General features: G+C 64.6%; 12 protein-coding genes. 7 read left to right on the top strand and 5 right to left on the bottom strand.

Features of this window, described 5'->3' with window-relative positions:
- Positions 1–14: 14 nt before the first annotated feature.
- On the top strand, positions 15–863 hold the full coding sequence (locus tag DW352_RS15900) for a tetratricopeptide repeat protein (protein WP_115692255.1): 849 nt from the start codon (positions 15–17) through the stop codon (positions 861–863).
- A gap of 6 nt (positions 864–869) precedes the next feature.
- Here the strand turns inward: DW352_RS15900 and DW352_RS15895 are convergent, their stop codons facing one another.
- Positions 870–2,219: a mechanosensitive ion channel family protein gene (locus tag DW352_RS15895; RefSeq protein WP_115692254.1), complete on the bottom strand. Its 1,350-nt coding sequence runs from the start codon at positions 2,217–2,219 to the stop codon at positions 870–872.
- Between DW352_RS15895 and DW352_RS26855 the strand changes: the two genes are divergently transcribed.
- Positions 2,116–3,279 (top strand): AraC family transcriptional regulator, encoded by a 1,164-nt coding sequence (locus tag DW352_RS26855; protein WP_342634875.1) that lies wholly within the window; start codon positions 2,116–2,118, stop codon positions 3,277–3,279. The genes DW352_RS15895 and DW352_RS26855 overlap by 104 nt on opposite strands.
- Positions 3,280–3,402: 123 nt before the next feature.
- Positions 3,403–4,623, top strand: coding sequence for an acyl-CoA dehydrogenase family protein (locus DW352_RS15880; protein WP_115692252.1), 1,221 nt, complete (start codon positions 3,403–3,405; stop codon positions 4,621–4,623).
- 116 nt (positions 4,624–4,739) lie between these two features.
- On the opposite strand, the gene DW352_RS15875 is transcribed toward DW352_RS15880, so the two are convergent.
- Positions 4,740–5,627 (bottom strand): DMT family transporter, encoded by an 888-nt coding sequence (locus DW352_RS15875; protein ID WP_115692251.1) that lies wholly within the window; start codon positions 5,625–5,627, stop codon positions 4,740–4,742.
- A gap of 175 nt (positions 5,628–5,802) precedes the next feature.
- Here DW352_RS15875 and kce point away from each other — a divergent pair, with 175 nt between their 5' ends.
- The 3 genes from kce (at position 5,803) to DW352_RS15860 (ending at position 10,386) form a co-directional block, all read left to right on the top strand.
- Complete coding sequence (gene kce / locus DW352_RS15870; RefSeq protein ID WP_115692250.1) at positions 5,803–6,738, top strand: 3,5-dioxohexanoate:acetyl-CoA acetone transferase; 936 nt, start codon at positions 5,803–5,805, stop codon at positions 6,736–6,738.
- An 82-nt stretch (positions 6,739–6,820) separates the two neighbouring features.
- Complete coding sequence (ybaL, locus tag DW352_RS15865) at positions 6,821–8,554, top strand: YbaL family putative K(+) efflux transporter (RefSeq protein WP_115692249.1); 1,734 nt, start codon at positions 6,821–6,823, stop codon at positions 8,552–8,554.
- Between the two features lie 53 nt (positions 8,555–8,607).
- On the top strand, positions 8,608–10,386 hold the full coding sequence (locus tag DW352_RS15860; RefSeq protein ID WP_115692248.1) for a potassium/proton antiporter: 1,779 nt from the start codon (positions 8,608–8,610) through the stop codon (positions 10,384–10,386).
- Here DW352_RS15860 and DW352_RS15855 read toward each other — a convergent pair.
- The 3 genes from DW352_RS15855 to DW352_RS15845 all read right to left on the bottom strand — a co-directional run bounded on the left by DW352_RS15855 (position 10,383) and on the right by DW352_RS15845 (position 12,186).
- Entirely contained in the window at positions 10,383–10,925 is a 543-nt protein-coding gene (locus DW352_RS15855; RefSeq protein ID WP_115692247.1) for a DUF6580 family putative transport protein, read from the bottom strand. The two genes, DW352_RS15860 and DW352_RS15855, sit on opposite strands and share 4 nt — an antisense overlap.
- A gap of 73 nt (positions 10,926–10,998) precedes the next feature.
- The gene (locus tag DW352_RS15850) at positions 10,999–11,805 is read right to left on the bottom strand and encodes an ABC transporter substrate-binding protein (RefSeq protein WP_115692246.1); all 807 of its coding nucleotides are present in this window, start codon (positions 11,803–11,805) and stop codon (positions 10,999–11,001) included.
- A 42-nt stretch (positions 11,806–11,847) separates the two neighbouring features.
- Positions 11,848–12,186 (bottom strand): COG4315 family predicted lipoprotein, encoded by a 339-nt coding sequence (locus DW352_RS15845; RefSeq protein ID WP_245434479.1) that lies wholly within the window; start codon positions 12,184–12,186, stop codon positions 11,848–11,850.
- A gap of 384 nt (positions 12,187–12,570) precedes the next feature.
- Between DW352_RS15845 and DW352_RS15840 the strand changes: the two genes are divergently transcribed.
- A complete protein-coding gene (locus DW352_RS15840; protein ID WP_115692245.1) occupies positions 12,571–13,335 on the top strand; it encodes a glutathione S-transferase family protein in 765 nt (254 codons plus the stop codon).
- Positions 13,336–13,414: the final 79 nt, after the last annotated feature.

Here is a 13,414-nt window from a genome sequence, read left to right as displayed (position 1 = left end):
TTTATTGCAGGAGCATGCCGTTTTGCCGTCCGCTGCGTCCCTCCCGCTCCGCCCGCCTTCTTGCCTCGGCCGCCCTGGCCGGTGTGCTGGCGCTGACCGCGGCCGGCTGCAGCATGACCTCCAAGCGCGGCGGCGACGATGTTACCGGCTCTATCGGCAGTAGCAGCGGCGCGCCGGTGGCGCCGCGCAGCGAGGCCGAATGGCGCCGCTCGCTCGAGGTCTGGGGTGACCGCTACAAGCGCAACCCCGGCGACGTCGAGTCGGCCATCAATTACGCCCGTGCGCTGCGGGCCACCGGACAGCGCGCCCAGGCCGTGGCCGTGCTCGAGCAGACCTCGATGCGCAGCCCTAACAGCATGGCGCTGTCGGGCGCTTACGGCCGCGCGCTCGCCGATGCGGGCCAATACGCGCAGGCGCTCGAGGCGCTCGGCAAGGCGCACACCCCGGACAATCCGGACTGGCGCATCCTGAATGCGCAGGGCGCGGTGCTCGACCAGATGGGCCGGCACGCCGAAGCCCAGAAGCACTACACCGCCGCGCTCAAGATCATGCCGGACGAGCCGTCGGTTCTGTCCAATCTGGCGATGTCCTACGTGCTGATGAAGGACCTCAAGAGCGCGGAAGACACCTTGCGGCGCGCCGTGTCCCAGCCGTCCGCCTCGCCGAAGGTGCGGCAGAATCTCGCCCTCGTTGTCGGCCTGCAGGGCCGTTTCGACGAGGCCGAAAAGATCGCCGCCGCCGAACTGCCACCGAGCGAAGCCGAGGCGAATGTCACCTATCTGCGGCAGATGCTGGCGCAGCAGGGCGACTGGAAGAAGAAGGGCGGCAAGCCCATGGTGCAGCGGCCCGATACGGGTACCTAAAGCCTCTCATCGCGGGAACGGCGAGCGCGGCGATCCGTCGTCCTGATCCTTGGGCGCATCGGGTTCGTCCTCGTGCGCCAGTTCGTAGATCACCCGCGCCGGACCCGGCTTCGGGATATTGACGCCGGCGTGCGACAGCGAATCCCACAGCGCCAGCAAGACGTCGCTCTTCACATTGGCGACACCGGCGGCCGGATCCTTGATCCAGAACCAGAGCTCGTATTCGATCGACGAAGACCCGAAAGCCGAGAGCAAACACTGCGGCGCCGGTTTCTTCAGCACGCGATCGATGGACACAGCGGTCTCGACCGCCGCTGCGATCGCCTTGTGCGGATCGCTGTCGTAAGTCGTGTTGAACTTCACGAACAGCCGCACCAGGTCGCTCGAATAGGTCCAGTTGGCGACGCGTTGGGTGATGAAGTCTTCGTTCGGGATCAGATATTCGCGGCCATCGCGCGTATCGACGGACGTGTAACGCGCGCCCATATTGCCGACGCGGCCGAAATGCTCGCCAACCGAGATCACGTCGCCCGGCTTGATCGACTTGTCGGCGAGCAGGATGATGCCGCTGACGAGATTCGAGACGATCTTCTGCAAGCCGAGACCGACGCCGACGCCGACCGCGCCAGTGAAGAAAGCGAGCGCCGAGAGGTCGATGCCGACGGTGGACAGGACCGCCACGATGGCGAAGCCGACGAGGAGCAGGCGCACGACCTTGCTCATCAGCACTTGGATCGACGGCGTGAGATCGGTCGTCGCCTTCAAGCGCCGGTCGATGAAGTCACCGATAGCGTTCGTCACCCACAAGGTGAACATCAAGAGCACGGTGGTCTTGATGATGAGGAGCGGCGTTACGCGCAGCGTTCCGAACACGACACCGACCGACCCGAGCGCATCGACGACCGGATCGAGCAGGTCGAGGATGCTCAGCGCCGCGATCAGCCACGCCGAGACCGCCACCAGCCGATAGACGAACTGATTGCGGATAAGACCGGTCACCAGCGCGATGACCACCCAGGCGGTGGCGAGCTTGCCGGCGACCCCGACCAAATAAGATGCGCTCGGCCAGGTGATCGCCAGCATGACCGCGCGGATGACGTCGACGATCAGCGCGAAAAAAAGAGTGGCGAGATTGGCCAGCACGAGTTCGACGAACTTGTGCAGGAAGCCGGGCAGGCGCGCCGTGAGGGCGGGCCAGTCGACGCGCCGTCTCACCAACACCGCTGCGGCGGTACCAAGCACGCCGGAGGCGATGATCAAACCGAATTGCAGGAGCAGCCGGGCGGAGGTGAATTCCTGGCCAAGCGTATGCAGCACATTGGTGACCGTGCCGCTGATCTGCTGGACGTTGTCCATGCCTTGTCTCTCTCTGTCGGTCGCGAATCGGGCGATCCACCGCCGACGCCGAGAGGCTTATCACAAGGCGTATGGCAATCCAGTCGGCAAAACGCGGGTTCCGGGGGCGGCCCGCGTACCGTCCCGCCGAGCGTTGGGCGGTGTCTTTCGCCGACGGAAAGCCGCCAACGCCACGCTTGCTCGCCGTGTGATCCTGAAAGATCATCGCCCGCTAGTTGCGGGGAGTGAGGCCGATACGGCTTCTGACGTCCCGGTTTGTATCGCGGAGCAAGAGGACATGCAGACGTCCGATATCTCTTCGTTGTCGCCGGTTTTGCGGCATTACGGACCCGGTCACGTCACGCCCGGCCACGTTCATGCATGGCCGCAACTTCTCTACGCGTCACATGGCGTCATGGCGGTGGAGACCGAGAAAGGAACGTGGGTCGTCCCGCCGCAGCGCGCGGTGTGGTTGCCGCCCAACTGTCGACACACGACGCGCATGCTGACCGATGTGGTGCTGGCCTCGCTCTACCTGCAACCTATCGAGGGCTGGGCATTCGACTGCGAGGTGATCGAGATCAGCCCCCTGCTGCGCGAGCTTATCGTCTCGACGTTAAGCAGCGATTCCGGCCCGCCGCGGTCGCATCGCGAACGTCTCGTATCGGCGTTGATCGTCGAGGAATTGCGCGCCGCACCGCGCAGCGGCTCGCCGATCCCGATGCCGGTGGAGCCGCGATTGATGAGTCTGTGCCGCCAGATCATCAACGATCCATCGGTGCATGTCTCGTTGAACGACTATGCGCGTGCGGCGGGGCTGACATCGAAGACGGCGTTGCGTCTGTTCCATCGCGAACTGGGCATGAACTTCCGCCAATGGCGGCAACTGGTGCAGACCGCGCATGCCGTGGCGCGGCTGGCTCAGGGCACGCCGGTCAAGGTCGTCGCCTCGCAGCTGGGTTATTCAACCAGCGCCTTCTCGGTGATGCTGCGGCGTAACATCGGACAGGCGCCCCAGGCGCTGCGGCGGCCGCCGGCTCGGGCCGGCTCTCGCGATCTGCCGCCCGCGCGCCCGTCCTGAGGCCGCGGCCAGCCCGGACATTCGATTTCGAGATTCGGACAGAGTTGGGTTTCGCCGCCGCCGGCCCTGCGGACTTGCGTTAGGCTCGAACGCTCATGAAGCCAATACGCCGGGGAAACGACCATGCTCTCTGAAGAACAAATGCTGATGCGGCAAAGCTGTCGGCAATTCGTCGACGACATCGTCTTGCCATTCGTCCGCGAGAACTGGCAGCACGAATGGTCGATGAAGCCCGAGGGCCGGCTGCCGGCGCGCATTCTGGACGAAGCCGAGAAGATCGGCGTCCGCACGCTCGGCGTGCCGGAGCAGTTCGGCGGCATCGAACTCGATCGCGCTTCGGAGGTCTCGACCTTCGCGCTCATCGCCGAGGAAATCGCGCGCGGCGATTCAGGCCTTGCCGACAAGCTGGTGCAGAACTGGAAGGTGTCGGTGCTGCTGCGCCAGTTCGCGCCGCGCCACCTGCAGGAAAAATGGTTCAAGCGCCTGGTCGACGATCCGCAATTCCTGCTGGCGCATTGTCTGACCGAGCCGCGCGGCGCATCCGACCGATGGCTGCCCTACAATGTGCCGGAAGCGGCGATGCAGACCAAGGCGGTCAAGACGACGGGCGGCTGGATCATCAACGGGCGTAAGCAATTCATCTCCAATGGCTATGATGCAGGCCTCTACGTCGTCTATGCCAACACCAATCCAAAGGTCGGTATGCTGCAAGGCACGTCGTCCTTCCTGGTGCCGCGCGACACCAAGGGCTTCACGGTCACGCGTTGCAACGAGACGCTCGGCTGCCGCTACATGAACAACGGCGAGATGGTATTCGAGGACATGTTCGTCCCGGACGAGCACCTGCTCGTCGAGAACGATGCGCTCGGCTCCGCCGGCATCTACTTCCGTCCCGGCAAGATCATCCAGGCGGCGAAGAATCTGGGTGTCGGCGTGCGTGCCTTCGAAGCGACCGCCGAATACGTACAGAACTACGTGCAGGGCGGCCGTATTCTGATCAAGCATCAAGCGGTGGCGCTGCGGTTGGCTGACATGGCGACGCGCATCGAGGCGGTGCGCGCGCTCACGACGCGGGCGGCGCAGGCGGTCGACGACAAGTCGCCGGAGGCCGAGACCTTGTGCAACATGGCCAAGCTGTTCGCGTCGGAGGAGATCATGAAGGTGGTGCAGCACGCGGTCGAACTGCATGGCGGCAACGGCATCATGCTCGACTTCGGCATTGAGAAGATCCTGCGCGATGCGGTGATCTTCCTGCACATGGACGCGACGGTCGACATCTCCAAGATGAAGATCGTGAAGAACATGTTCCCGCAGACCGCGGGCAAATATGCGGGGCCTGAATAATGAGCGTCATCGCCCGCGAAAGCGGGCGATCCAGTACGCCGCAGTGGTCGCGAATTAATGCCGGCGTTCGTGATTACTGGATTTCCCGCTTTCGCGGGGAATGACAGCTCCGCAGTTCACTTCAATGTCAGCCTGAAGCCGATCACCACGATCACCAGACCGGCGAGCTGTGGCCATGTCGGCACGGTGCCGAGCGCCAGGAAGCCGACGATGAGCGAGAACACCGGCACCAACGCCGGAAAGCTGGACGCCCGGCCCGCGCCCAGGAGCGTGACCGAATGCGCGAACAGGTAGATCGGCAGCGCGCCGGCAATGATGCCCTGCACGACGATCTGCAGCAGGTTCTCCGGGAGCCCCAGGCGGAACATGGTGTCGAAGCCATGGAAGATCGCGAACAGCGGCGTGAAGATGAGCAAGGTCAGCGTGCCGATGACGGTCGTCGCCCGCGTGCCGGCGATGCGCCACTGGCGCAGCACCGTGCCGAAGGCCGCCCATAGCAGTCCCGCTGTCGCGAACAACAGGTCGCCGCCGACGCCGTGTGTGCCGATGGTGGTGAGCGACTCGGCCCCGAACGCGATGAGGCCGACGATGATGGTGGCCGCGCCGATGATGCGCGGCAGTGTCAGCTTTTCCGACAGCACCACGGCGGCGGCGAGGAGGCCGAACAGCGCCGCGGTGGCCGGTTGGATGACGGCGCCATGGCCGAGCGGCACAAGCGTGAAACCGGTGTAAGCGAGCATGGCCTGCGTGGGGCCGGCAAGCACCGCGATGATGAGCCCGCGTCCCCAGCCGATGCCGCCGAGCTTGATGATGCCGGCGCGGAAGGCGAGCGGCGCCAGCAGAATGCCGCTCCATACATAACGGTGAAAGGCGAGATCGGCCGGGGTGAAGCCAATCTCGATGCCGTGCTTGGCGGCGACGAAGCCCGTTGCCCAGCCGAGGGCGGCGATCACGCCGCACAACGCGCCGACGATCAGGTCCGAACGCGGCTTCGCAGGGGTCATAACCGTCAAAGGGCTATTCCGTTTGCCAGCCGCGAACGGGGCGGCGACCGCAATTCGGTACAAGGCGGGCGCATATGCGTTCCCGGAGGTGACTTTCGTGGGCCTGATACTCTAGGATCGGCGCCCAAGTCCAATTCACAATGCAAAACACTATTATCAACGGGACGCAACGTTCATGGCGAAGCCGCGTAAAGTCATCATCACCTGTGCCATCACCGGTTCCATCCATACGCCCTCGATGTCGCCGCACCTGCCGATCACCGCGCAGGAGATCGCCGATGCAGCCATCGGCGCCGCGGAAGCCGGCGCCGCCGTCGTGCATCTGCATGCGCGCAATCCGCAGGACGGGCGGCCGGACCAGTCGCCGGAGGCCTTCGCGCCTTTCCTGAAGGTGATCAAGCAGCGCTCGAACGTGGTGGTGAACATCACCACCGGCGGCGCGCCGACAATGATGGTGGAAGAGCGCGTGCGGCCGGCCGCGACCTTCAAGCCGGAAGTCGCCTCGCTCAACATGGGCACGATGAACTTCGGCCTCTACCCGATGATCCCGCGCTACAAGGGCAAGTTCAAGTACGACTGGGAGGAGCCGTATCTCGAAGGGTCGCGCAAGGGCATGTTCAAGAACACCTTGGCGGACATCGAGTACATTCTCACGACCTGCGCCGAGAACGGCACCCGCTTCGAAGTCGAGTGCTACGACATCGGCCATCTCTACACGCTGCGTCACTTTCTCGATCGCGGTCTGATCAAGGCGCCGGTCTTCGTGCAGTCGGTGTTCGGCATCCTGGGCGGCATCGGCGGTCATCCCGAAGATGTGATCATGATGAAGCGCACGGCCGACCGGCTGCTGGGCGACAATTATCACTGGTCGGTCCTCGGTGCCGGCGCCAACCAGATGAAGGTCGCCGCCATGGCGGCCGCCATGGGCGGCAATGTGCGCGTCGGCCTGGAGGATTCGCTGTGGCTCGGCGCCGGCCAGCTCGCCGAGTCCAACGCCCAGCAGGTGACCAAAGTGCGCAAGATCATTGAGGGCCTGGGCCTCGACGTCGCCTCGCCGGACGAGGCGCGTGAGATCCTCGAGCTCAAGGGCGGCGATAAGGTCAACTTCTAGGCAATGTTGCCTCGTACGATCGCTTGACTCTCGGTCCCCTGACCGGGATTTGTGAGTTCAAGCCCCGCACGAGGACCTCTGTATGCCGCACTACACGCCACTGATATCGACGGTCGTCATTGGCTTGGTGCTGGCCTTTGTGTTGGGCGCGGTCGCCCAGCGGCTGCGCATCTCGCCGCTGGTCGGCTACCTGCTGGCGGGTGTGGCAATCGGTCCCGCAACCCCGGGCTTCGTTGGCGATCTTCAGATCGCCAACGAACTCGCCGAAATTGGCGTTATCCTGCTGATGTTCGGCGTCGGCCTGCATTTTTCGATGAAAGATCTGCTGTCGGTCCGGGCCATCGCCGTGCCTGGCGCGGTGGCGCAAATTGCCGTCGCCACGGCGCTCGGCTGCGGTCTGGCGCTCGCGCTGGGCTGGACGATCGGCGCGGGTCTCGTCTTCGGTCTCGCGCTCTCGGTCGCCTCAACGGTCGTGCTGCTGCGCGCGCTGCAGGAGCGCCGCCTGATCGAGACCGAGCGCGGCCGCATCGCCGTCGGCTGGCTCGTGGTGGAAGATCTTGCCACCGTGCTCGCACTCGTGCTGCTGCCCGCTTTGGCGCCAGTGCTCAAAGGCGGCACTTCGGGCATCGATCCGTTGGCAATTCTGACGCCGGTGGCGCTGACCATCGGCAAGGTCGCCGCTTTCATCGCATTGATGGTCGTCATCGGCCGCCGCGTCATCCCGTGGGTGCTACATTACGTCGCACACACCGGCTCGCGTGAACTGTTTCGCCTTGCCGTGCTCTCCATCGCGCTCGGCTGTGCCTTCGCGGCGGCGACCTTGTTCGACGTGTCGTTCGCGCTGGGCGCCTTCTTCGCCGGCATGATGATGGCCGAGTCCGAGCTCAGCCAGCGCGCCGCCTCCGAGACGCTGCCGTTGCGCGACGCCTTCGCGGTGCTGTTCTTCGTCTCGGTCGGCATGTTGTTCGATCCGATGATCCTGCTGCGTGAGCCGCTCCCGATCTTCGCCACGCTGCTTATCATCATGATCGGCAAGTCGGTCGCCGCATACGTGATCGTGCGCATGTTCAAATATTCGCGACCGACGGCACTGACCATTTCGGCGAGCCTGGCGCAGATCGGCGAGTTCTCCTTCATTCTCGTCGGCCTCGGCGTCAGCCTGGCATTGCTGCCGGAGCGCGGGCGCGATCTCATTCTTGCCGGCGCGATCCTGTCGATCCTGCTCAACCCGCTTTGCTTCGTGGCCCTCGACCGCTGGCTCGCGCGTCACCCGGCCAAGCCGGCCGCCGCGCCCGCGCCGGAAGCCGAGGCACCGGCGCCCGAGCCTGCCGAACCGACGCGCGAACCGGTGCCGCAGACGACGTTGTCGGACCATGTCGTGCTGGTCGGCTTCGGCCGCGTCGGCCGCTCGCTGACGGCCTCCGCGGGTGCGACGTGCGGACCGCTGCTGATTGTGGAAGAGGACAGCGAGCTGGCCGCCAAGGCCCGCGCCGACGGGCGCGAGGTCATTCAGGGCAATGGCGTCGATCCTGAAGTGCTCGCCGCGTGTAATCTGCCGGTTGCGCGCTTCCTTCTGGTCGCGGTGCCAGACGCCTTCGAGGGCGGACAGATCGTCCAGCAGGCGCGCACGCTCAATCCCGGGCTGCCGATCGTCGCCCGCGCCCATTCGGACGAAGAGGTCGAGCACCTTAAAAAGCACGGTGCGACATATGTTGTGATGGGCGAATACGAGATCGCCAAAGCCATGCTGGCGCTCATCGCGCATAATGTTTCGCCCGCCGCGCCGTCGGACAAGGATTTTGTTACTCCCGCCTGAGCATGTTGGCGGGTGACTTTCGCGCGTCGTTATAGACAAGGGATAGTGCCCTGATGGGCGCCTTGGATTCAGTCAGTATTGCCATTCTGCTTGGCAGCCTGCTCGTTCTGGTCGGCATTCTGTCGAGCCTGATCGCATTGCGTTTCGGCGCGCCGTTGCTGCTGGTGTTCTTGCTGCTCGGCATGCTGGCTGGCGAAGGCGGCCCCGGCGGCCTGACCTTCAACGATGTCGGCGTGGCCTACACTGTCGGCTCGATTGCGCTGGCGCTGATCCTGTTCGACGGCGGCCTTCGTACGCGATTCACGACCTTTAAGAACGTGCTGGCGCCCTCGGTGATGCTGGCCACGGCCGGCGTGCTGATCACCACTTTGGTCGTCGCCCCGGTCGCTAAGCTGGTGTTGGGCATCGGCTGGCTGCAAGCGCTTCTCATGGGGGCGGTGGTGGCTTCCACCGACGCCGCTGCCGTGTTCTTCCTCATCAATGCGCGAGGCTTGCGGTTGCGGCCGCGCGTGCGCGCCGTGCTGGAAGTCGAATCCGGCACCAACGACCCGTTCGCGATCTTCTTGGCGCTGCTTCTGGTCGAGATGCTGATGGTCGGCGGCCAAAGCTGGTCGACGGCCGCGATCACCCTGATCCGCGACGCGGTGCTTGGCTGTATCATCGGTTTCGCCGGCGGCCAGGTCATCACCTGGGTGCTGAACCGAATCAACCTGCCGCAGGGCCTGCACGCGCCGTTCGTGGCGGTGTCGGCGCTGGTCGTTTTCGCCTTCGCCAATGCGTTGCACGCCTCCGGCTACTTGGCGGTGTATCTCGCGGGCCTGGTGGTCGGAAACCAGCGCACACGCGCGCACAGTTCGGTCGTCGTCTTTCTCGACGCCATCACATGGCTCGCTCAGATCGTGATGTTCGTGCTGCTCGGCCTGCTGGCTTGGCCGCACCGGCTGCTCGACTCCTTTATTGGCGCCATCGTCGTGGCCTTGGCGCTGATGCTGGTCGCGCGGCCGATCGCGGTGTTTCTTTGCCTTGCCCCGTTCCGCTTCCAATGGCGCGAGAAGCTATTCATCTCCTGGGTCGGCCTGCGCGGCGCGGTCGCGATCTTCCTGGCCTCCATTCCGCTGCTGGTCAGCATGCCGGCCGCTTATCTGTTCTTCGATGTGGCCTTCGTCGTGGTGCTGCTGTCGCTGTTGGTTCAGGGTTGGACGGTGTCGTTCGCCGCGCGCAAACTCGATATCTCGTTCAAGCGCGCGGAGGTGGTGGCCAAGCGGGTCGAACTGGATTTGCCGGGGCAGCTGGCGCGCGAGATCGTCGGCTATGCGGTGCCCCCTAACAGCCCCTATCTGCGGCGCGGCCTGATCCCGACCTGGGCGCGGCCGACGCTGGTCGTACGCAACGAGGAGATCCTGACACCGATCGAAGCCGGTAGCGTTCAGGCAGGGGATTACGTGTACTTGCTGGCGCCCCCGGAAAAAGCCGCCGCGCTCGACCACTTCTTCGTCGACATGCCCGCTCCGGCCAAGCCTGATCCGGCCCTGCTGGGCGACTTCTTCGTGCCCGGCACGGCGACGCTCGGCGCTCTGGCGGAGATCTACGGTCTACAGGTCGCCGGCGATCACACCGAGGTGACGCTGGCGACGTATTTCGGCGAACAACTGGGCCGCACCGCGAAAGTGGATGATGTCGTGGCGCTCGGGCCTATCGCGCTGCTTGCCGTCAAGACGGAAGGCGGTCAGGTCACCACTGTCGGCCTGCGACTGGCCGAAACGGATGCGCCCGCCACGTGGGGCGGGCGTATCAGAGTCGTGTGGGATAAACTGGCGAAGACGTTCGGTTAGTGCGCCCGCTTTAGCGCCGGGGTGTGCTGCACCAGCCAAGCGCCGCCGAACAGCACGCCGGTCCAGATCAAGTCGCCGAGGATGGTCTTGTCGAGGAAGGGCAGGGCGGCGACAAAGCACTCGGTCAGTCCGGCCATGGTCAGCGGATACATACCGCTGAAGGCCCAGACCGCGGCGTTTGACAGCGCAAAAAACGCCAGTGAGCCGGCCAGCATGGTGGCGACGATCGGCAGCGCACCCTGGAAGCGGCGCGAGGCGATGCCGAGCAGGGCCGGCGCGGCGATCGCGGCGTAGGTGATCAGCGAAACACGCCAATCGTCGGCGCCGAGGGCCCAGCCCGTGAGCGCCATGGCGGCGACCGGGACAATGACGGCCAGCAGCGGCAGCCGCAGCATGCGCGCCGCGAACAGGCCCGAGGCGGCGACCGGGGTGAAGCCCCAGGCATGCGGCAGGAGCCGGGCGGCGACGTCGAGCGCGATCAGGAAGGCGATCAGCGCCAGATCAAGGCGCAGGTCGTGGCGGGCGGTGTTCGGCTGCATCGCGTTAAGTCCCTTATGTCTGAACCGCCAGGATAGCACGGGCGAGCGTGGGATTCACCTGCCGGACGCCGCCTTATTGGCCTTCGGGGCCCGTCTTTTCAACCCATTCGGCGACGATCGCGCGCATCGCGTCGAGCCCATCGGTCAGCGCCGCCGGTCCCGGTTGCAGGATCACGGTCGATTTGATCTCCCGCAGCCAGCCGGTGGTGACCGCCGGTACGGCCGCGAAGCCGGGGCGGGCGGCGACCTTCGCCGGAACGAATTTCTTGCCGCACCAAGACCCGATGACGATGTCGGGTCTGGCTGCGATCACGGCGTCGGCCGTGACGATCCTGTCCTTGGCGCTCTTGTGCCGGCTCAGCGCGGAGAATACGTCAATGCCGCCAGCGGCCTCGGCGAGTTCCGACACCCAGCCGATGCCGGAGATCATCGGTTCGTCCCACTCCTCGAAATAGACGCGGGGCCGGCGCGGCAGTGCGGCGGCGTATGTTCGAGCCTCCTCGACGCGCGCCGCCAATTGCGCCGCCAACGCATCCGCTTTCGCGGCGCAGCCGGCCAACGCGCCGATCGTGCGGATCATGCCGAAGATGCCGGCGAGATCGCGCTGGTTGAACGCATGCACAGCGACATTGGCGCGGATCAGTCCGGCCGCGATATCGGCCTGCAAGTCGGAGAAGGTGAGAACGAGATCGGGCTCGAGCGCGAGGATCTTCGGCACGTCCGCCGAGATGAAAGCGGCGACGCGCGGCTTTTCCTGCCGCACACGCGGCGGACGCACCGCATAGCCGGAAACGCCGACAATGCGATGGTCCTCGCCGAGCAGATAAAGCGTTTCGACGGTCTCTTCCGTCAGGCACACGATGCGCGAAGGTGGATACATGCGTTCAATGTATACACGCCTCGCGCACCGCGCTTCTTCGTCTCAAGGCTGCGCGATGTGCCAGGCGCCGTTCAGGAAGCCGTCGCCGGTGATATCGCCAGGCTTCTTGTCATTCTTCCAGGTGTAGAGCGGCTTGCCTTTATAGGCCCACTGCTTGCCACCGTCATCGCGCGTGACGACGGTGTAGCTCGCCGCGGGCTTCGCATCGGCGGAGGCCATCAGTGGCGGCCAATTGGTGGCGCACGGGCCGTTGCAGGCCGACTTGCCGCCGGCATCCTTGTCGAACGTGTAGAGCGTCATGCCCTGTGCGTCGGTGAGCACCTTGCCCTTGGCGCTGTCACCGGTCTTGGTCGGCGCCATCTGCGCGAGCGCGACGCCCATGAGGGCAAATGTTGTTACCGTTGAAATAAGAATAACCTTACGCATCCGATCCTCCATCGATGTGGTTGCCTGCAGATAAATGCCGGTGGTCCGGCCAATATTCCGCTCGCGCGGACGAGAAATTTCTTCAGGCGGTGGGAATAACCGCGAACGCAGGCCGACAGTGGACAAAAAAAGGGCCCCTTTCGGGGCCCGTGTGCAAAGGTGGAGGATTCACGCCGCCGTTCATGCCTTGGAGACGGCGCAACGGCGGCTGCGCACGACGCAATGAAGCGCTCCGCACGCCGGCATCTCAAGTAAATTGGCTGTAAATTTGGGCCTGGATTTCGAAGCCGGAACCACGCAGTATTTCGCATTAAATAATGAAAAATGGGAGGAAGCCGCATGGCTTTCACGCTTTACAACGCGCCGCAGTCGACATGCAGTCAACGTGTGCGCTTCGTTCTCAATGCCAAAGGCCTGCCCTTCGACGAGGTGAAGCTCAATCTCCTGGAAGGCGATCAACTCAAGCCCGACTACCTCAATATCAACCCGAACGGCGTGGTTCCTACGCTCGATCATGACGGCGCCATCGTCATCGACTCCACGGTGATCACCGAGTATCTCGACGAGGTTTCACCTGACCAAAGCTTTACGCCGGAAGACCCGGTGGCCCGCGCCCGCATGCGCGCGCTCATGCATTTCATCGACGAGATGCCGGCGGCCGCGGTGCGTGTGCCGACCTTCAATCTGGCATTCCTGCCCAGCTATCAGAAGATGAGCCGCGACGACTTCGTCGCCCATGCGGAATCCAAGCCGATCCGCCGCGAGTTTCTGCTGAGCATGGGCCAGACCGGCTTTCCCCAGGCGGAGATGGAGAACGCGCTCGGCCGTCTGCGCCGCGCTTACATGCGCATGGACACGGAAATCGAGAAGAGCGGCGGCCCCTGGCTGCTCGGCGAGAATATCAGCTTGGCCGACGTGGCGGTCATGCCGGCTTTGGTGCGCATGCATGATCTCGGCATGCCGGACTGGCAGGATCTGCCGCGCATCGTCACGTGGTTCGACAACATCCGGGCGCAGCCCGCCTTCAAGCCGACTTACTATCACGGCTCGCTTTTGTCGGAGCGCTTTCCGCACCTTCAGGAAGTGATTGCCAAGCGCGCGTGAGAGTCGCGCAAGGAGGTGAGTGAGGCCGGGCTGAGCCGATGCCCGGCCACGCGCAACTACGGCGTGCGTGCCATCGGTT

The sequence above is a fragment of the Pseudolabrys taiwanensis genome (assembly GCF_003367395.1).
GTDB lineage: Bacteria > Pseudomonadota > Alphaproteobacteria > Rhizobiales > Xanthobacteraceae > Pseudolabrys > Pseudolabrys taiwanensis.
The sequence above is the reverse complement of the archived record's forward strand: the minus strand, read 5'-3'. Positions and strand labels throughout refer to the sequence as shown.

What these genes read in the sequence shown, in the direction of transcription:
- DW352_RS15900 (WP_115692255.1), top strand. Translation starts at nt 15, where the DNA reads ATGCCGTTTTGCCGTCCGCTGCGTCCCTCCCGCTCCGCCCGCCTTCTT.
- DW352_RS26855 (WP_342634875.1), top strand. Translation starts at nt 2,116, where the DNA reads ATGATCAAACCGAATTGCAGGAGCAGCCGGGCGGAGGTGAATTCCTGG.
- DW352_RS15895 (WP_115692254.1), bottom strand. Translation starts at nt 2,219, where the DNA reads ATGGACAACGTCCAGCAGATCAGCGGCACGGTCACCAATGTGCTGCAT.
- DW352_RS15880 (WP_115692252.1), top strand. Translation starts at nt 3,403, where the DNA reads ATGCTCTCTGAAGAACAAATGCTGATGCGGCAAAGCTGTCGGCAATTC.
- DW352_RS15875 (WP_115692251.1), bottom strand. Translation starts at nt 5,627, where the DNA reads ATGACCCCTGCGAAGCCGCGTTCGGACCTGATCGTCGGCGCGTTGTGC.
- kce (WP_115692250.1), top strand. Translation starts at nt 5,803, where the DNA reads ATGGCGAAGCCGCGTAAAGTCATCATCACCTGTGCCATCACCGGTTCC.
- ybaL (WP_115692249.1), top strand. Translation starts at nt 6,821, where the DNA reads ATGCCGCACTACACGCCACTGATATCGACGGTCGTCATTGGCTTGGTG.
- DW352_RS15860 (WP_115692248.1), top strand. Translation starts at nt 8,608, where the DNA reads ATGGGCGCCTTGGATTCAGTCAGTATTGCCATTCTGCTTGGCAGCCTG.
- DW352_RS15855 (WP_115692247.1), bottom strand. Translation starts at nt 10,925, where the DNA reads ATGCAGCCGAACACCGCCCGCCACGACCTGCGCCTTGATCTGGCGCTG.
- DW352_RS15850 (WP_115692246.1), bottom strand. Translation starts at nt 11,805, where the DNA reads ATGTATCCACCTTCGCGCATCGTGTGCCTGACGGAAGAGACCGTCGAA.
- DW352_RS15845 (WP_245434479.1), bottom strand. Translation starts at nt 12,186, where the DNA reads ATGGGCGTCGCGCTCGCGCAGATGGCGCCGACCAAGACCGGTGACAGC.
- DW352_RS15840 (WP_115692245.1), top strand. Translation starts at nt 12,571, where the DNA reads ATGGCTTTCACGCTTTACAACGCGCCGCAGTCGACATGCAGTCAACGT.